This window comes from Geobacillus sp. YF-1, assembly GCF_052692335.1.
In genome coordinates this window covers 1449561-1467854 of record NZ_CP199850.1, presented here as the reverse complement: position 1 = coordinate 1467854, position 18294 = coordinate 1449561, and the positions used below count along the sequence as shown (strand labels likewise).

General features: G+C 52.8%; 20 protein-coding genes and 1 pseudogene. 4 read left to right on the top strand and 17 right to left on the bottom strand.

Translation table 11 applies throughout. The features are described 5' to 3' along the window. Window positions 1-36 precede the first annotated feature (36 nt). The 10 genes from ACTVIM_RS07335 to ACTVIM_RS07290 all read right to left on the bottom strand — a co-directional run bounded on the left by ACTVIM_RS07335 (window position 37) and on the right by ACTVIM_RS07290 (window position 9025). On the bottom strand, window positions 37-432 hold the full coding sequence (locus ACTVIM_RS07335; RefSeq protein ID WP_033022855.1) for a ClpX C4-type zinc finger protein: 396 nt from the start codon (window positions 430-432) through the stop codon (window positions 37-39). Between the two features lie 59 nt (window positions 433-491). Continuing rightward, complete coding sequence (locus ACTVIM_RS07330; protein ID WP_033843995.1) at window positions 492-896, bottom strand: thiol-disulfide oxidoreductase DCC family protein; 405 nt, start codon at window positions 894-896, stop codon at window positions 492-494. A 15-nt stretch (window positions 897-911) separates the two neighbouring features. Then, on the bottom strand, window positions 912-1580 hold the full coding sequence (locus ACTVIM_RS07325) for an SOS response-associated peptidase (protein WP_445614109.1): 669 nt from the start codon (window positions 1578-1580) through the stop codon (window positions 912-914). Next, on the bottom strand, window positions 1552-2610 hold the full coding sequence (locus tag ACTVIM_RS07320; RefSeq protein WP_445614108.1) for an alpha/beta hydrolase: 1059 nt from the start codon (window positions 2608-2610) through the stop codon (window positions 1552-1554). Before ACTVIM_RS07320 ends, ACTVIM_RS07325 begins: the two co-directional genes overlap by 29 nt. Window positions 2611-2718: 108 nt before the next feature. Then, a complete protein-coding gene (locus tag ACTVIM_RS07315; RefSeq protein WP_445614107.1) occupies window positions 2719-4401 on the bottom strand; it encodes an acyl-CoA dehydrogenase family protein in 1683 nt (560 codons plus the stop codon). 27 nt (window positions 4402-4428) lie between these two features. Continuing rightward, window positions 4429-5961 carry a class I adenylate-forming enzyme family protein gene (locus ACTVIM_RS07310; protein ID WP_445614106.1) on the bottom strand — a complete coding sequence of 511 codons (1533 nt, stop codon included), beginning with the start codon at window positions 5959-5961 and terminating at the stop codon, window positions 4429-4431. Further along, a complete protein-coding gene (locus ACTVIM_RS07305) occupies window positions 5958-6347 on the bottom strand; it encodes a MerR family transcriptional regulator (RefSeq protein WP_033022843.1) in 390 nt (129 codons plus the stop codon). The genes ACTVIM_RS07310 and ACTVIM_RS07305 overlap by 4 nt, the downstream gene beginning before the upstream one ends. A gap of 145 nt (window positions 6348-6492) precedes the next feature. After that, window positions 6493-7281 carry an ABC transporter permease gene (locus ACTVIM_RS07300; RefSeq protein ID WP_033022868.1) on the bottom strand — a complete coding sequence of 263 codons (789 nt, stop codon included), beginning with the start codon at window positions 7279-7281 and terminating at the stop codon, window positions 6493-6495. A gap of 2 nt (window positions 7282-7283) precedes the next feature. After that, window positions 7284-8057, bottom strand: coding sequence for an ABC transporter permease (locus ACTVIM_RS07295; protein WP_445614105.1), 774 nt, complete (start codon window positions 8055-8057; stop codon window positions 7284-7286). Then, window positions 8054-9025 (bottom strand): ABC transporter ATP-binding protein, encoded by a 972-nt coding sequence (locus ACTVIM_RS07290; protein ID WP_171660410.1) that lies wholly within the window; start codon window positions 9023-9025, stop codon window positions 8054-8056. The genes ACTVIM_RS07295 and ACTVIM_RS07290 overlap by 4 nt, the downstream gene beginning before the upstream one ends. Window positions 9026-9188: 163 nt before the next feature. On the opposite strand from ACTVIM_RS07290, the gene ACTVIM_RS07285 reads away from it, so the two are divergent. Together ACTVIM_RS07285 and ACTVIM_RS07280 are read left to right on the top strand one after the other, a co-directional pair. Beyond that, a complete protein-coding gene (locus ACTVIM_RS07285) occupies window positions 9189-9575 on the top strand; it encodes a hypothetical protein (protein ID WP_445614104.1) in 387 nt (128 codons plus the stop codon). A gap of 79 nt (window positions 9576-9654) precedes the next feature. Further along, window positions 9655-9732 (top strand): annotated as a pseudogene (locus ACTVIM_RS07280) (DUF1259 domain-containing protein); the annotation flags it as partial. Between the two features lie 547 nt (window positions 9733-10279). On the opposite strand, the gene ACTVIM_RS07275 reads toward ACTVIM_RS07280, so the two are convergent. From ACTVIM_RS07275 to ACTVIM_RS07245, 7 genes are read right to left on the bottom strand one after another with little or no spacing between them, the layout of a single operon-like run. Next, entirely contained in the window at window positions 10280-10870 is a 591-nt protein-coding gene (locus ACTVIM_RS07275) for a hypothetical protein (protein WP_445614103.1), read from the bottom strand. 54 nt (window positions 10871-10924) lie between these two features. Next, window positions 10925-12049 (bottom strand): cupin domain-containing protein, encoded by a 1125-nt coding sequence (locus ACTVIM_RS07270; protein WP_445614102.1) that lies wholly within the window; start codon window positions 12047-12049, stop codon window positions 10925-10927. A gap of 15 nt (window positions 12050-12064) precedes the next feature. Then, the gene (locus ACTVIM_RS07265) at window positions 12065-12565 is read right to left on the bottom strand and encodes a DinB family protein (protein ID WP_445614101.1); all 501 of its coding nucleotides are present in this window, start codon (window positions 12563-12565) and stop codon (window positions 12065-12067) included. Then, complete coding sequence (locus ACTVIM_RS07260) at window positions 12556-13503, bottom strand: fumarylacetoacetate hydrolase family protein (protein ID WP_445614100.1); 948 nt, start codon at window positions 13501-13503, stop codon at window positions 12556-12558. The genes ACTVIM_RS07265 and ACTVIM_RS07260 overlap by 10 nt, the downstream gene beginning before the upstream one ends. After that, window positions 13503-13931 carry an acyl-CoA thioesterase gene (locus ACTVIM_RS07255; RefSeq protein ID WP_445614099.1) on the bottom strand — a complete coding sequence of 143 codons (429 nt, stop codon included), beginning with the start codon at window positions 13929-13931 and terminating at the stop codon, window positions 13503-13505. The genes ACTVIM_RS07260 and ACTVIM_RS07255 overlap by 1 nt, the downstream gene beginning before the upstream one ends. Window positions 13932-13946: 15 nt before the next feature. Next, the gene (locus ACTVIM_RS07250) at window positions 13947-15173 is read right to left on the bottom strand and encodes an FAD-dependent monooxygenase (RefSeq protein ID WP_445614098.1); all 1227 of its coding nucleotides are present in this window, start codon (window positions 15171-15173) and stop codon (window positions 13947-13949) included. Between the two features lie 45 nt (window positions 15174-15218). Beyond that, on the bottom strand, window positions 15219-16496 hold the full coding sequence (locus ACTVIM_RS07245; RefSeq protein ID WP_445614097.1) for a phenylacetate--CoA ligase family protein: 1278 nt from the start codon (window positions 16494-16496) through the stop codon (window positions 15219-15221). Between the two features lie 167 nt (window positions 16497-16663). Here ACTVIM_RS07245 and ACTVIM_RS07240 point away from each other — a divergent pair, with 167 nt between their 5' ends. After that, window positions 16664-17425, top strand: a complete 762-nt coding sequence (locus ACTVIM_RS07240) for an IclR family transcriptional regulator (RefSeq protein WP_445614096.1) — start codon at window positions 16664-16666, stop codon at window positions 17423-17425. 66 nt (window positions 17426-17491) lie between these two features. Then, complete coding sequence (locus ACTVIM_RS07235) at window positions 17492-18259, top strand: IclR family transcriptional regulator (protein ID WP_445614095.1); 768 nt, start codon at window positions 17492-17494, stop codon at window positions 18257-18259. Window positions 18260-18294: the final 35 nt, after the last annotated feature.

Genomic DNA, 18294 nt, shown 5'->3' with positions numbered 1-18294 from the left:
CGGCGGCCATCGCCCCGAGGATGACCGCCGCTTCGCTTACGGCTGTTTCGCCATGATTTCGAGCCCAAACTGCAGGCAATCTTCGCAAATCGCCACCATCGGGCCGTTGACAAGCCGCGGCTTCTCTTTCAGGCAAAACGAACAACGGCCGTTGCGAGCTTCCTGCGCTTCGAGCGCCAAAGCCTCTTCCAGCTTGTCAAGCGGGAAAGCGGTGAGCGCTTCATACACGTTATGAAGCAAATGGTCGTCAATATAAGCGCATTTTCCTTCCCAGCGCAGCGCGATGAGTTTCGCCGCCACCGCCATTCCTTCATAAAACCGGCGGCGGGCTTCGTCTCCGCTCTGCTCAGCCATCGCCCCCACCTCATCCGCAAACCGTTCCAACGCCGCGACCGTGCATTCATCAAGCCACCTTGTTGTTCCGCTTGTCATCGTTTCCCCCCTTTGTTTCTTTCCCTTTCCAATACGACAAACGGACCGATTTTCCTTCTTCACCGCGGCAATTCGTCTAGAAAACGGGCGCGTAGCTCAGGGGGCGGCAGCGGACAGCGATCGTGCTGGCGAATGAGCCGGTGGCGGCGAACAGCAATTTGGTCATAGACAAAGTTGCGGAGCGGCCGCGGAACGAGAAACCCAGCCGCCGCTAGCATGTTCCACGGCCAGGCCAAACGCCGACCGATGCGCAACACGGCATCCGACTTGACATAATAGCAGCCGTCTTCAATGAGCACGACCGTGCCCCCGGCTAGCCCGTTTTCCCGTTCCAACAACGCCCGGCCGACGGCGCTTTGCTGCGAGGCAAAGCGGAACACCGCCTTCCGGTCGCGAGCGGCCACCCACCGGACACTCGCATGGCAAAACAAGCAATCGCCATCAAACAAAATGATCGGTTGCATCCCACTTTCCCCCCGCTATCGGCTGTTAACCGGCTCAATGCAGGCGCTGACATCGTTTTTTGGCGAATTGACCAGCGGCGCCACCTCGTACATTCGCATTTGTTCGCTCGGATACGGCCGCAGGAACGTTTTCAAATACTCGCTGTCATCGAAGCTTGGATCGAGCCAGTCATCGTGCCGCTCAGAAGGCAGGATGACCGGCATCCGGTCGTGAATGGGAGCGATCAGCTCGTTCGCCCTCGTCGTAATGATCGTGCACGTCTCCAGCGGCCCGCTCGCTCCCTCCCAGCGCTCCCACAGGCCAGCGAACGCAAACGGCGCGCCCGTTGCGAGCGTAAACCGGTACGGCACTTTTGTCTTCCCCTCTTTTTTCCACTCGTAAAATCCATCGGCTAAAATCAAACAGCGCCGCCGCTTGAACGCCTGGCGGAAGCTCGCCTTCTCATCAACCGTCTCCGCCCTAGCGTTGATCATTTTGGTGCCGATGCGAACGTCTTTCGCCCAAAACGGCACTAGCCCCCAGCGCATCATTTTCCCGACTCGCTCTCCTTTTTCCGCCACAACCGTTAGCACTTCCTGGCTCGGAGCGATGTTAAACCGCGGGGCGAGCGGGCCTTCATACCGAAACCGAAACAACGCTTGCAGCGTTTCCAACTCAGCTGTCAACGTAAACCGACCACACATGGCATTCACTCCCTGATTCGTTCATTGACGCGAGCGCCATCTTCATTTTTTCCATTATAATCAAAAAAGTGGCCGAATACGAATGGCGGCCACCTGAAAACGACGTTTTTTCCAATGAGCGCAAAAATGTCAACACGCGTTCGATATACTCATCGCCGTAGAGAGAAAAACTTTTCACATGATCGGCTTTTTCCGTCAGCCATAGTTGAAAGACATCGGAATGAGTACGGTACAACTTCACACTTTCCTCGTATGGGATCGAACGATCGTCCTTGCTGTGGATGAACAAAATCGGTCTCGGCGCGACACGATCGACCGCATGGATGGGCGAAGACACCCCCAAATCCAAATCCGCAAGCGCCGGGACGATCGCTAAAATCAAGTACGTAAACGGCACGTTCGGCAAGTGCGTCCATACCGGCATGTTGGCGCGCAAATACGATTCGAGGTCGCTAAACGGGCTGTCCGCAATCACCCCACGAACATCACTGTCTTCTGCCGCCGCCAAGATCGATGTCGCCGCCCCCATCGAAACTCCGTACAGCGCGATCGGTTCACGGAAGTGTTTCTTTGCGTAATCGATCACGCCAAGCAAATCATCCTTCTCTTTGACGCCGATCGTAATCATATCGCCTCCCGACTCGCCGCTGGCGCGGAAATCAAATAAGATGACGCGGTACCCTTCGGCAACGAGCCGCTTGGCGATCGGCAAAAACGGTACATTTTCTTGGACGCGGTTGTTGCCGTATCCGTGGGCAAAAATGACCGTCATCTTCGCCGCCCCGGTAGACGGAATGATCCAGCCTTTGAGCACCGTTTTCCCATCTTTGCTTGTAAATGTCGCGTTTTCATACGCCATGCCGTAGTCTTTCGGCGTCACGGTAATCGGCGCGCGCGGTTTATGCGTCAGCTGCCAGCCGACGTAAACGGATAAACCGACGCAAACGAGCAATCCGAAAATGACAACGCCAATGGCCGCCGAAATCCAAATGCGCCGTTTCGCTCGGCGCGGGGTGCGCACCACTTCCATATCGGTTTCCCCTTCCTTTCTTTCATCCTTCTTGTTGAATGGCTCATTTGGCAATCAAAAAAAGAGATGTCCGCCAAAAACGAACATCCTTTTATCCATGCCGCCAACTTACGAATGAGCAAGCGGCGCAGACGCTCCTTTCCATCTGACGATCAAGTCAAACTCACGCACCGATGTCATCCGCTCGTCGACAAGCCCGCGCTCCCACACATGGCGCAAAAACAGCTCGGCGATCCGCTTGTTCCGCTCGTTTTCTTGCCCGCGTTCGAGGGCGATGACGCTCAAATACACATCGCACATCCGATTGGCCACCGTTTTCGCATGAAACGTCTGCACCTCGTCCGTTTGGCCGCCAAGATGCGCGAGCGCCGCCATCCATTCCTTCAACCCTTCTTCAACCGGGCGGGCAAGCGGCTTCATCTCGTCCGCCACCCCCTCAAGCCGCGCCTTCATCTCGGCGGCAAACCGTTCGTGAATGCGGTATTTGCGCATGAGCCGCAGCACTTCAAGCGCCAAAATGTTGGCCGTCCCTTCCCAGACGGTCAGCACTTGGGCGTCACGAAGCAGACGCGGGGTGACAAAATCTTCAATGTATCCGTTGCCGCCGTGCAGTTCAATCGCCTCATGACTGAACGCGATCGCTTCTTCGGCCGTACGCATCTTAAGAAGAGCAATCAGAAGCCGGAGCCAGGCTTTCTCTCCCTCATCTGCCTCATGCGGCGCGGTCATGACGCGGTCAAACAAGGCGACCATGTCAAAACAGGCGCTCGTTTCCACTTCTTGCCGCGCTGTCAAGTCGGCAAGCGTCGCGCGCACCATCGGGTAATCGGTCAACCGCCGGCCAAACGCCGTGCGCTGCTCAGCGTATTGTTTCGCTTCCTCGAGCGCCCGCTTCATGATGCCGACCGAGGCGATCGCATTGCAGACGCGCGAGAGATTAAGCGCTTCCATCATATAATAGAAGCCTTTGCGCGGATCGCCGACGACATACGCCTTGGCGCCATCAAACACGACTTCGGCCGACGGCACGGCGCGCACCCCTAATTTATCTTTTAAGCGGCGGATGGTGATGCCGTTTACTGTTCCATCCTCGTTGCGCCATGGGACGAGAAACAAGCTCAGCCCCTTCGTCCCCGGACCGCTCCCGTCAATGCGCGCCAACACGAGCGCTACGCCGCAGCGCCCGGCGTTGCTGGCAAAATATTTTTCCCCGTATAACTGATAATGATCGCCGCACGGCACGGCGCGCACGGCGTTGGCGCCAACGTCCGACCCGCCTTGCCGCTCCGTTAAAAACGTCGCCCCTTCATACAGCTCGACCTCGCCGGTGGAAATGACATGGGGCAAGTACCGTGCTTTTAACTCGTCGTCGGCAAAATGTTCAAGCACATAGGCGGTTGCCATCGTCAGCGTCACCGGACAATAAAACCCCGGCTCAGCTTGGGATAAAATGTACCCTTGGGCGTACGAATACATGTAGTTTCCTTTTCTCCCAAGCTCGGGAATCGGTTTGTGCACATACCCGACAATCCCCGTTTCGTACGTTTGTTTCGCCGTCTGCTCGTACCCTTCGTTCACCCACACTTCGGAAATGTCGTTGCCAAAGCGGTCATATTTGATCAGGCGCGGCTGCCCTTCACGATCGGTATGCACGGCGCGGCGGTCGACGTCCGTCAAACAAAACTCGTAAAACGATGAGAGTTTTTCCTCTGCATATTGGTACAACTCATCATCCAAATACCGTTTCAAATTCGCCAGCAAATTCGGATCGGCTTCACGAAGCGGTTTCATCGTCCCTCCCCTTTCCTCCCTTCTTATTCATGCCTGTGTCTTCTGTGTTGCCGCCTCCCGCGCCCGCAGCGCTTGTTTCAACACTTTTCCCGTCGCATTGCGCGGCAGTTCAGCGATTGCCTCATACAAGCGGGGAATTTTATAGTCAGCCAGCTTGTCGGATAGGAAGCGCTTACACTCGTCAACAAGCGACGCAAGCGGCGCACTCAGCACAACGAACGCTTTCGCTGTTTCCCCCCACTCCGGATGCGGCACGCCGATCACGGCGACATCGGCGATCGCTGGATGCGTCCGCAGCACATCTTCCACTTCCTTTGGGTAAATATTGACGCCGCCGGAAATAATGACATCTTTCTTCCGGTCGACGATCCAAATGTAGCCGTCCTCGTCACGGCGCGCCAAATCGCCGGTGTACAGCCAGCCGTTTCGGATCGCTTCATTCGTTTTTTCCTCGTCTTTGTAATACCCTTTCATCACGCCCTCCCCGCGCAGCACGATCTCGCCGACCTCGCCGGGCGCGACTTCCTGCCCGTTTTCGTCCACGATCGCCACTTCACAATGGAGGGCAGCATAGCGGCCAACGCTTCCTGCTTTCTCCGCATGCTCCTCAGGCGCCAAGTACGTACCGTTCGGACCGGCCTCGGTCAAACCGTATAAACACATCATCCGCTCGACGCCAAAGCAGTCGGCGACAAACCGCACTTCCTCGCGCGACAGCGGCGCCCCGCCGTACATCCAACAACGGACGGAAGAAAGATCATAATCGGAAAACCGCGGATGCTTCGCCGTCAACAAATACGCCACCGGCGCACCGAAAAAGTGAGTAATTTTATGCCGCTCCACCAATTCAAGCAATACCTCAGGGGAGAACGCAGGCGCCAAGACATGGGTCGCGCCGACATACGTGCCGCCGACAAAAAACAGATGAAGCGGCGCCGAGTGGCTGAGCGGCATCAGGTGCAGCAGGCGGCTTTGACGGTCGATTTTCGTTTCGATCACGATCATGTCCGCGACCGTGAGAATGTTGCGGTGCGTGAACAACACGCCTTTCGGCCGCCCTGTTGTTCCCGATGTATACAAAATCGTCGCCTCATCGTCCTCTTTGGCCGGACAGACGATCGCTTGCGGATCACCTGAACCGATCAACTCCTCAAGCGACAGCCAGCCGTCTTCCGCCTCCCCTGTCTTAATCCAGGTGATATGGCTTCCACCAACAAGCGAGGCGAGCGCCTGATGCACCCAATCGTGGGCGATGAGCAATTTTGCTTCACTATGGCCGAGAATGTATTGCACTTCCGCCGCCGTAAGACGGGCGTTGATCGGCACGACAACCGCGCCAAGGCGCAAAACAGCAAAGTACGAAACGACAAACTCCTTCGTATTCGGCATATACAGCGCGACTTTATCACCGCGGCCGACGCCAAGTCGAGCCAATGACGAAGCCAAGCGGTTGACCATGCGATCGACTTCGGCATACGAAAGCTCCGTTTCCCCATCAATGACCGCCGTTTTCGCCGGAAATTTCCTCGCTTGGCGGGCAAGCAACTCCGAAATGTTCATCCGCCCGATTCCTCCCATTCTCGCAATCGCTTTTCAAAATCGGAAAGCAGGGATTCCATCTCCGCCTTCAGTTGCAATAAATCCTCGATCCGCTCGTTCACCTCCTTCAGTTTTCGCCGCCCGTATTCGACCGTTTTTTCGAGTTGTTTCTTTCCCGTGCGATCCTCATCAAACAGCGCAATCATCTCATGAATTTCGTCAAGCGAGAAGCCGAACCGTTTGCCGCGCAAAATGAGCTTGAGCTTCGCCCGCTCCTTTTTCGTATACAGCCGCTGCCCGGATTCCGTGCGAATCGGGGCAAGCAGCCCGCGCTCTTCGTAATAGCGGATCGTCCGCGTGCTCACATCAAACTCGTGCGCCAAATCGGAAATGGTGAAATAGTGCATGGCCATCCCTTTTCAGTATTAATATTCTGAATTTTATTTTAGTTTACGTTGACGTAAAAGTCAATCAACATCTTGCTTGAGGAACAAAGAAAAAAGGATGTCTCAGCAAAAACGAGACACCCTTTCCTTGAAGCTGGATGAATCCTCACCCGCCCGCTCCTGTATAAAAGCGCAAGGCAAAGCGCCAAAAGCGACGGGCAATCCATAAAAAGAGGAGAGCCACAACCAAAGCGGCAAACGCTGTCCGAGCGCTCCATTTGCCAAGCAGCGCCAGCGCGGGCGTATTCGTGATTAATACGGCCGGCAATATGTAGGTGATCACCATCCGAACCGCGCCGCGGTACATGCTGCCGGGGAAGCGGGCCGTTTCAAAAAACGAGTCGAAAATAAACGACAAGTCGTCGATGCGCACCACCCAAAACGACGTCGTCATGAGCATCATCCATAGAGAATAAATAAGCAAGAACGAAGCGGCCATGACGACAAGAAACACCAATACGTCCGCCACCGATGGCACGTAGCGTTCGACATACAAGCCGTAGCCGATGACGCCAAAGCCGAGCACGACATCGATGAGCCGCCAAAACACAAGGTGACGGAAGCTGACGTAAAACATGCTGTCGACCGGCTTCGTCAACACGTAATCGAGCGTGCCGCGCCGGACGTGTTCAAGCAGTCTCGGCATGTTGGGGCGGAGCGCAAAATCGATACATCCACGCAACGTATTGAAGACACCAAGCAACACAAGCACTTCCCCATACGTCCAGCCACCTAAGCGATCCGTCTGGTAAAAAAAGATCTGGATGGTGAGCAGCGCCATGCCAATGCCGAAAAAGCTGGAGATGACATTGCCGAAAAACTCGCTCCGATATTCCATTTCCTCGACCAAACAAGCGCGGAAAAATTCGCGGAACACCCGTCCATACCGCCGCACGTTCATCCACCTACCGCCTGATTTTTTCGCATTCCCGCTCTCCACAACCATTGCAAAGCGGCCGTCAACACCACCATCCACCCGCCAGCAATCGCAAAACCGCGCACCAACTCCCCGCCATCCGCCGCTCCGGTGGCGATTTCAATCGGAAAGCTGATCATATAGCGGAACGGCAGCCACTCGCTCCATTCCCGAAGCCGCGGCGGAAGCAGCTCAAGCGGCGCGATTCTTCCCGACAAAAACAGCGAAATGACATCGATGACGCCGTACACAGCCGCCACTTTGGTCACCCAAAACGCCAGCAGTCCGCACGAGTAACTCAACAAGAAACGAAGCGCCGCCCCCAACACGACCGCCAGCAAAAACCACCCGATTTGACTTCCCGTCATATGCGGGCGAAGCGCCGGCCAAAACGCCGATCCCACTGTCCAAACGGGCACTAAAATGACGAGAAACAACCATTTATAGACGATATTCTCGGCGATCGCCCAATGGATCGGATGAAGCGGCCGCAACAACAAGTTCGAAAACGTCCCTTCGCGGATTTCACGGTCGAGCTCCCATACATCCCACGCGCTCGTCATCCGCTCGACAAAAATGACCGCCATAAAATAAAAGACAAACGACTCGCTCTCTTCCGGATGAATGTTCATCCAAACGAACATCGTGATGAGCGGCTGCGTAACCGCGCCCGTCATCCAGACGAACGTCGCGAGCCGATACGCGAGCATTTCAATGTATTTCATCCGCAGCAGGGCAATATATTTGCGAATCATACGTGCTCCTCCTGAAACGCGCGCGCAATCACTTCCTCCAGCGGCGGATCTTCGATATTGATGTCACGGACTTCAAACTGCTGAAGCAGCCGCGCCGCCGTTTCCGCCGCCGTCTCGCGCGCCACTCTAAGCACGACCGCCCCCTCTTCGACTTCCGCCACTTCGCCATACTCGCTCCAATTCACCTTCGGCAGCCGCGAAAACCGAACCTCAAGCCGCTTGTACGGCGCCAGTTTCTCCGTCAGCACCGAAAGCTCGCCGTCGTAAATGAGCCGCCCGTAGTTAATAATCATCACCCGGTCGCAAAGCGCGGCGACATCACCCATGTAATGCGACGTCAACAAAATGGTCGTCTCGTGCTCTCGATTGTAGTCAACGATAAAACGGCGCACGTTTTCTTGCGTATGAACGTCCAGTCCGATCGTCGGCTCATCTAAAAACAACACGTGCGGCCGATGCAACAGCGCCGCCGCCAGCTCGCAGCGCATCCGCTGGCCGAGCGACAAGCTGCGCGTCGGTTTGTCCAACAGGGGCGCCAAATCAAGCAGCTCGGTGAGCTCCTCGAGCGTCTGGCGGAACACCCGATCGTCAATGTCATAAATGGCTTTATTGACCAAAAACGTCTCCATCGGCGGAATGTCCCAAATAAGCTGGCTTTTTTGTCCCATCACTAAGCTCATCATCTTTTTAAACTCCGGCTTTTGTTCAAACGGCACAAAACCGCCGACCGTGATTTCCCCCGACGTCGGGTGCAACAGGCCGGCCAGCATTTTCATCGTCGTCGTCTTCCCCGCCCCGTTCGGGCCTAAAAAACCGACAATCTCCCCTTTTTCAATCGTGAACGAAACGTCTTTCACCGCCTCGACGATCCGGTAGTCACGGCGCCATAAATGGCGCACCGCCTCAAGCCATCCGGCTTCGCGACGATGGACGCGGAACGATTTATGCAAATGGCTGACACGGATCACGACATTCATCCCCCAATAGACGCAATGCTGTTGACATTCTTTTGTTATATCACATTCAGAGGGAGCACAGCAAAGAAAAACATTTCGTCATCTTTTCCCTATCGTTCCCTTCTTTCGTCATGTATAATAGAGAAAAGAATCGAACGAGAAAGGGGATTGTCGAATGGGAGAGATCACTAATGAAATGATTTGGCAAGCCATCAAAGAACTCGCCGATCAGCTTCAACAAACAAACGGACAAGTCGAGCGACTCGCCAAACAAGTGCAACAAACGAACGAGCAAGTCGAACAGCTCACCAAACAAGTGCAACAAACAAACGAACAAGTCAAACAGCTCACCAAACAAGTGCAACAAACAAACGAACAAGTCGAACAGCTCACCAAACAAGTGCAACAAACAAACGAACAAGTGCACCGGTTAAGCGAACAAGTGTCCGACATGGATCGGCGGCTCACCGATGTCGCCAACGGCCAAAAAATTTTAGTGGAAGAGCTGTTCGAAAACAAAAAGGAGATCAAGCGCATCAAAACGACGCTCAACCTGTATTAAGGCTGATCCTTTCGCCCGTTTTACCATTTCGTTGCTTTCCTCTCGATTTGTTTCTCATCTTTGCTTCACTCATCCAGAGGAGTTGACAAAACGGGGCATTCCCGTCACCGCTGTCCACAACCATTGGTTGTTTGAGCAACCGCGGGCTATGTATATGTTGGACCTAAGCCAAATTCTTCGCAGTTTGTAATAAACACTCGAAGAGGGATCCTTTTCATCGACCTTCTAGCCATATGATCAAGCTCAGAACTCAGCAGCAAATACTTGATTTTGACGTTGATATCATTCGTCGTTCCGCCAAACACGACCGCTCCTGAATCCGCTTAAACCACTCCATTTGCAGGCAACCGGCGCTATAGAGCTGTCGAATGTCCCCCATTGCCCTTACAGCCGGGACATATCTTGCGGCCTTAAAAGAAACCCAAGAGATCTTGCCTAACGATCTCTTGGGCCTTCCTGTCACCATCGTTTATTAGCGTGTGAACTACCCACCGCCTAGGTTTCGCTTAGAAGCGGGACTTCAAGCGACTTGTGCATGTTCACCGAACGGTAAGCCACACACAAGAGCCCTTTACGCCTCCATCCGTTCCAACCATCAATGATCCTATTCGCTGGCGATGGCCAACCGACATTCATCCCCTCCTACTCATTGGGCGATCGCCCTGCACATTCCTTGAGACGGAAGACTTCCTTCGGAAATTACGTTAAATAACAACAAACTGGCCGTTGACAACCCCTAACGGCCAATGGCCGCGTTCTAGCACAGCAATGAGAAAGTGAAACGGATTTGTCTCCCGTCCTTCAAGATCAGACAACAGTTCCCAAGCACAAGCCATTCCACCGATGTACATCATATAGCCGACCGCGGTAGTGACAACATTATCTCCATACGGACGTAACACCGCAAATAACGGGTCAAAACTGTGTTGAAAAATCGCAGCCGGTACCTCATCGGCCAGCACCAAAAGCGCTTCCAATCTTCCTGCCTGTTCAGCCTGGCGCTTGAATTGATCAGGAACATGCCGCAGCGCCTGCCAAATGCCATCCTCTTCGAGACGAATGGCCTCGATTGACGATCGCAATTCTTGTTCAGCTAGCCACTTCACCCCGACGTGATGAACGCCGAAAAAATCAGCAAATTGGCGAAGCGACTGTTCAACCTGTTCATCTCCCTGCCGGCCAAGCGAACAAAGCCAACCGATATTTACAAAACGGTCGAGCAAACGGCGGACTGCTACATTTTCCGTCATCGTTGTGGCTGTCTGATTGGTTCCCTTTTCAGAAACTGTGCTCATCGTCCCCCTCCTTATTTATACCCCCTGCAGCTGCCGATCGCAAGGGAACGGCATTTAACTGCTTACCGCCTCTGCCTCGAACTCCCCGACAACTGATTGATATCCGTTGTTATCCGGGTATGCTTCTTCACGCTGCAACCCCAGTTTTTCCATAATCGGCAAATCATTGGCGCAGAAGAGAAGCGCATCCTCATTGGACGTGTTCACATGTTCATGCCAGGCCCAGTTCGGAATGACGAAATAGTCGCCTTTTGTCCAGTTGAACCGGACACCGTTAATGACTGTATATCCTTCGCCTTTGAACACATGATAAATCGCTGAATACGTGTGGCGGTGCGCCTTTGAGTGATAGCCGACTGGCAATTTTTGCATCCAAGCAGCAATGTTCGGGTTGGCCGTATGACCATTTGATGGATTAATGTACTCGACCGCAATGCCATCATACGGATCCGGTTCAAAATCACTTAACCCCGTCAATGCCGCTTCAGTCTGTTTCCACTTGTACAACCCAAGCGGTGCGACTTGCGGCTTCCGGTCGCCAATCGGCCGAACCATGCCGCCGCGATACTTGCGCGCCGAGTAATCATCCGGAAGCGACGGCGGCTCAATGCCATCCGGGTACGGTTCAAAGAATGTACCGCCTGTCGAATAAATAAACGGGATATCTAAACAATCCATCCAGAACATCGGCTCTTCCCCCGGGTGGCTATGGCCATGCCATAATCCGCCTGGGGTGATGAGAAAATCTCCTTCTTCCATAAACAGACGTTCGCCCTGGACGATCGAATACGCCCCTTTTCCGTCTGTGATAAACCGCATGGCGCTTTGTGTATGGCGATGCGACGGTGCTGTTTCACCCGGCAAAATAAGTTGAACAGCCGCATATAGCGTGTTGGTCGTTGATGCCCATCCCCAGGGCTGCCGCTGCTTGAGCCCGGGATTTTGCAAGTAAATGGCTCGCCGTTCTCCGCCGCGCTCTGGTGTGAAAATTTGCGTGGCCTCCAGAAGTAATTCGCGGATCGTTTCTCCCTTCCATAAGTACGGCACTGCTTCCGGCCTCGGTTCTGTATGCATCAAATCCGGGATTGCCTCCCAAAGCGGACCTAAATGATACTGTTCAATTTTTTTCGTAAAATCTTTCACCTCTTTACTTTGAAAAAACGGATTCATTTCTGCCATAAACATTCCCCCTCCTCATTGTTTCGATTGCATAGCTTCATATTTATGCAAATTTCGTTCAATTTGGCGTAAATGGCCAGTCAAATGTTCAGTCAAAAAATGCTCAATTAAAAACGTCATCGGCTTCACGCCAAATTTCGGATTGCGGTGTGGCGCTTCCAACGCCAACTGTTCGTCATTTAGCGCCGCCAGTTGTTGATCGGCCAATTCCGCCGCCTCCTGAATCCCGTGAATCACCTCATCGACATGGCGGACGTCCGCTTGGCGAACCGCCGCCAGCCTCGCTTCATCATTGAGCCCCCGTCCCCACTCGCCGCCGCCAGCTTGAATGACACGAACAAGTTCCCTTATCCAGTAGCCGATCACTTCTTCAACGTGACAAAGGATTTCCATGATGGACCATTCGTCGGCAGACGGTTTCCAGCGGATCTCTTCTTCTGTCAACGTGCCAACTTTTTGGATAATCTTCTCTACCGACTCTTTAATTTCTTGGCGGTATTGCTCGATCAACGGCATGACGGTTCCACCTCCGCCGGACTCGGTACAGCGGCGACCCGGTTCTCGAGTGCGCCAATGTTCTCCACTTCAATGCGTACGATATCCCCGTGCTGCAAAAAGACTTGCGGATTGCGGGCAACGCCGACACCGCCCGGCGTTCCAGTGCAAATGACATCGCCCGGTTCAAGCGTCATAATATGAGACAAAAATTCTACAAGATAATGAACATTAAACACCAAGTTTTTCGTATTCGACCGTTGGCGCTCTTCCCCATTAACGGTCAATGAAATCTCCAAAGAATGCGGATCGGGAATTTCGTCTTTTGTCACAAGCCACGGTCCCATCGGCGCGCTCCCATCAAGCGTTTTTCCTTGCAGCCATTGGATCGTCCGCCGTTGCAAGTCCCGTGCTGTCACATCATTGACAATCGTATACCCAGCCACATACTTGAGCGCATCCGCCTGCTTTACATTCCGCGCCCGTTTGCCGATGACGAACGCAAATTCCGCTTCGTAATCGAGCTGACTCGTGATTGGCGGCAACGGGATGTCATCTTCCGGACCGATGATAGTATTGCTAAACTTGGCAAAAATGACAGGGTATTCAGGCAGTTCTCGTTTCATTTCGAGAATATGCTCACGGTAATTATGGCCGACGCAAATGATTTTGTTTGGCTTTAACACCGGCGCTTCCATTTTGACATGGGCGCGGTCGATCGTAAGCCCATGTGCCAAGGCGAATTCAACCGCTTTTTGCGCCTCTTCCAAACTTTTCTCTCCGCCTTCAAGCAGCCCGATGGTATCGGCTGGAACAAGCGCGGCGGCAAGCTGCTCGGCGCGCGGATGCCCATCGGCTTTTAGCCGGGCCACATACGCTTGATGGAGATCGATGACTTTGTCTTCAACGATACACCCAGCGCGCACCGCATCCCCCAATCGGTAGTTGATGATTTTCATCATTGTCCCTCCTCACGTGTGGTCATGGCCGCTGTCTGCCTCATATTCTCACGAAGCTCCGCCGGGATGGGAGCGGCTTTCGGCCTGCCGCCAGCGAATGTCGTCCACACCCGCACCTCATACCCGTCAGCCACGAGCTGGTCCCCGCGGAAAAACTGATGCTGGATACGGAACGATTTTTCTCGTAGCTCGGCGATAGATGACTTCACACAAACGTGATCTTCAAAAAAGAGCGGGGCAAGAAACTGACATTTCGCTTCCACAATCGGCATGCCGATTCGCTCCTCTTGAAACCATTTCCATGTCGAATGCCCAAGGCTGGCGAAAAAGTGGTGAGACGCTTCGTCCATCCACTTATAAAAATTCGGGTAAAAGACGATGCCTGCCGCGTCGGTATCCCCCCAGCGCACTTGAAAAGCGTACTCCATCGCGTTTCCTCCTGTTCAATATTTCGTTGACAGTTGCGGCGGGCCCGATTTCGGTCCATACGGTCCTTCATCAAGCCATTTGCCGAGACTTGGCAAAATCGGAGCAAGCGAAGCTGCTACTTCACGCTTCAGATGAATGGCCGGATCGGTGCCTTGAATATGCTCTAAGGCGATGCCTGCGCAATCGCGATTGTATCTTGCCGCGATCAGCCGCTCGCTGGCCGCTGCCGCAATGGCTGCTTTTGCTTCTTCGCGGTCTTCTGTGTCAAGAGCGGCCCGAATCGCTTTCGCCGCCATGATCGCATCCGGCACGCCGGAGTTCATGCCGCGGGCGCCAAACGGGGCAAACAAGTGCGCCGCCTCCCCGGCTAACAGCACACGATGATGGCGGTCGGTAAGTGATTTAGCAACCACTTGGAAAAAGCGGTACGTTGACACCCATGTGATGCGGTCTGCGTATTTGTCCGGCATCACTTTCGGCAGCCATTGTTTCACGCCTTCCACACTACCGAACTGTTCCGGGTCATCCCCATCAAGCAGCTGCAAGTCAATGCGCCATCCACCAGCAAACGGTACAAAGAGGACGTTGCGCCCATCCACAGCCGGGTGTTGATAATGAAACACTCGCTCGAGCGGCAACGGATCCGCTTCATCTTCCTTCACATCGACGACAACAAAATAGTCTTTCGTCCGCGGCCCTTCCATTTCAATGCCGACCGATTGGCGGACAGTCGAGCGTGCCCCGTCAGCAGCAATGAGATAATCGCACGACCACCGTTCACCGGATGCGGTGATGACAGTGACTCCTTCCTCATCGGTCTGGACATTGGAAACCGGCGTCTCCCAGACGAATTCGACCCCCTCCTCAAGGCAGGCGTTATACAAAAATTTTTCCGCTTCCACCTGCGGCAAACTCGTAAACGGCGGAAGCGCGTTCGGATCAGGAGACGGATATCGCTTTACATACACTTCCTTGCCGCGGAACAATGTGCGCTTAATCGGCCATACGATGCCATGTTGGGCAAAGGTTCTGCCTAGCCCGGGAGAAATATCCTCTAAATGCTGCAATGTCGCCTTATGAAAATAGATTGCCCGACTTCCTGGGCGAAGGCGGTCTTTTGGTTCCGCTTCCAATATCGTCGCAGGAAGTCCGAGATGACGCAATGCTAAAGCAGCAGTCATTCCGATCGGTCCCGCCCCGACAACGAGAACAGAGCGCCGTTGAACGTTAGATTGGCTCATCGTCCCTTCTCCCTTCTTTCCTATGACTTTTGTTTCCTTACTCAATTAACCCACTTGTTGTTGGTGATTGCGCTCATCGATGACTCGCTTGGCCTTCATCGAAAAACGGGGCAATGATCCCGGCGCGACCCGTTCGACATCAATTCGAATGCCGATCCGTTCTCTGAGGCGGTCGGCTAAACGCCGTTCGACATCCGCTTCCGACTCGATTTGCACTTTTACTTGATTCATTTTGTGCTCTGTATAATAGACAATGCGAAATTCTTTAATCTCTATAAATTCCCTGACCACCGTTTCAATCGACGATGGGAAAATATTGACACCACGAACAACAACCATGTCGTCAGCCCGTCCAATGATCCCTCCCGGCAAAAAGCGATACGGATTACCACAAGAACATGGCGCTGACGAACAAAGCACGATATCTCTCGTCCGATAACGGATCAGTGGGTAACCGTAACGGCTGAAGTTGGTGAGCACGAGTTCTCCGCGCTCCCCTTCTTTCACTGGTTGCAGTGTTTCTGGATCGATAATTTCCGCCAGAAATTGTGCTTCGTTAATATGAAGCCCGTTTCGGACCGAACAGGAGTAACCGTACGCTCCCATTTCCGTCATCCCGGCATGATCGTACACGGCAGCTCCCCAGCGCGTTTCAATCTGCTCTCGCGTTGATGGCACTGATCCGCCCGGCTCTCCTGCGGTGATGATGGCTCTAACCGACGTCGATGGTAAATCAATGCCCATCTCCTCAGCCACCTCGGCTAAATGAAGGGCATAGCTTGGCGTACAAAGCAATACGGTCGCTTGATTTTCAATCATGCTGTACAATCGCTCCTTCGACGACTGTCCGCCTCCTGGGATAACAAGCGCCCCCATTTTTTTCGCCGCCTCATAGGCGGACCAAAAACCGATAAACGGTCCGAACGAAAACGCCAAAAATAGTCGGTCGCGATTTGTCACTCCGCTTGATTTCAATACCTCAACCCAACAATCCCGCCACCAGTTCCAGCTTTCTTCCGTATCTAAAATTTTGAGCGGCTTGCCGGAAGTGCCCGATGTTTGATGGTAGCGGACATAACTCGTTTCCGGGTAACAGTGATTCCGGCCAAATGGTGGGTAAAGCTGTTGGTCTTGCACAAGCTCTTCTTTCGTTGTAAACGGCAATTTCCGGAACTCCTCCATCGTCCGGATCGGCAAACAAAGGCTGCGGAACTTCTCCTTATAAAACTCGTTAAACTGGGTGACAAAGATGAGCAATTCATTGATTTTTTGCAGCTGATACTGCTTTAAATCGAGTTCCATCTCCCGAACCGACAACCCCATCCCCTCTTTTCTATATTTGTTCTCAACGAAGTTTATAATATTTAAAACGTTCTGAAATATATGTTATACTATTATTGTCCCGTATAAAAGTTTTATATTTCTCTATACGAAACATCACAAGATTTTTTGAAAACGATTTCTTTTAAGCGAAGGAGGAAGGGAAACTCATGGGAGTGCGCAAAACTCGAACGTCTTTTTCTTCGTTAGAAAATGCGTTGAGACTGCTGCAGCTGTTTTCGATGGATGAAACAGAACTTAGCATCATCGATATTTCCGAGAGGCTGAATATTAGTAAAAGCGCCGCCCACCGACTGCTGCAAACGTTAAAAAGCGAGGGATTTGTCAAAAAAGATGCGAAAACGAATCTATATTCCCTCGGTGCTTCTTTACTAGCAATGAGAAAAATCATTCATTCCCGCTTTCCGATTTGCCAGATTGCTCTTCCTTTCTTACAAGAACTTGTTTCGGTATCAGGAGAAAGCGCACATATCGCCACGCTGCACGGTGCTGATGTCATTTATTTGCACAAAGTAGAATGTGATCATCCGGTTCGCCTTCTTTCTTACGTAGGCAAAAAAAATCCAGCGTTTTGCACAAGCACCGGTCAAGCCATTCTTGCTTATCAGCCGAGGGAAACGATCGACCGCATCATCGCCCGTGGACTTCCTTCGTTTACACCAAGAACGATCACCTCGCCATCGGCGTTTCGTGAAAAATTAACGCAAGTAAAACAGCAAGGCTATGCCATCAGCAAAGAAGAACTTCATGAAGGGGTAACGTCAATCAGTGCTCCCATTCGTCACCGTAACGGTGAGGTGCGCTACTCTGTTTCCATCGCCGGACCAATCCAACGCATCAATGACCGTTCCATCCCTCATCTCGTACAGCTTGTCATGCAAACAGCCCATGCGATTTCTGCCAAACTGTAAAAACGATCCACCGAACTTATAGAACAAGCCCAGATGTGATGAAAAAACAAAAGGAGGATCCTTACTTTGGAAAAAGTTACTGATACTCTTTCCTCTGTAAAAAACGGGATGCGCATTTTGCGTTTATTTTCTGTTGAAACGCCGGAACTAGGCGTTACGGAGATGGCTCAACGACTCGGGCTGCACAAGACGACCGTACATCGATTAGCCACGCTATTAGAAAAAGAAGGATTTCTTGAACAAAATAAAAAAACTCGCAAATACCGCCTTGGCCTTTCCATTTTGCATTTAAGCGGAGTGGTTGATTTGCATACAGAAATATTTCAAGACGCCGTTCCGATCCTAGAATCTTTGATGAAAGAGGCTAATGAAGCTGTTCATTTATCGGTATTGGAAGACGATCGAATTGTTTACCTGTACAAAATAGAATGCTCGCACCCAGTGCGTCTGCTCTCTCATATTGGCCGAAGCAACCCGTGTACGTGCACAAGCTCGGGTAAAGTCATTCTAGCATTCAGTCCAAAATCGATAGTAGAAAGCATTCTCCGCCGCGGGTTGCCAAAATACGGACCGAACTCAGTGACCGACCCAAACGAGTTTATCCACCAGTTAGCAGCCATCCGCCAGCAAGGGTACGCCGTCTGCATCGATGAACTCCATGAAGGAGCGACAAGCATCGCCGCCCCTATTCGCGACTATTCCGGTGAAGTCGTCGCCGCCGTCAGCATCGTCGGGCCAAATCAGCGGATTACTCAAGCAAACATTCTTCATTTGGTTCAGCTCGCTTGCCAAGCCGCCCGCGACATTTCATTGCTGCTTGGATATTATGAATAAAGCTTTCTCTAACCAAGTGCAACCAATGACGAAAA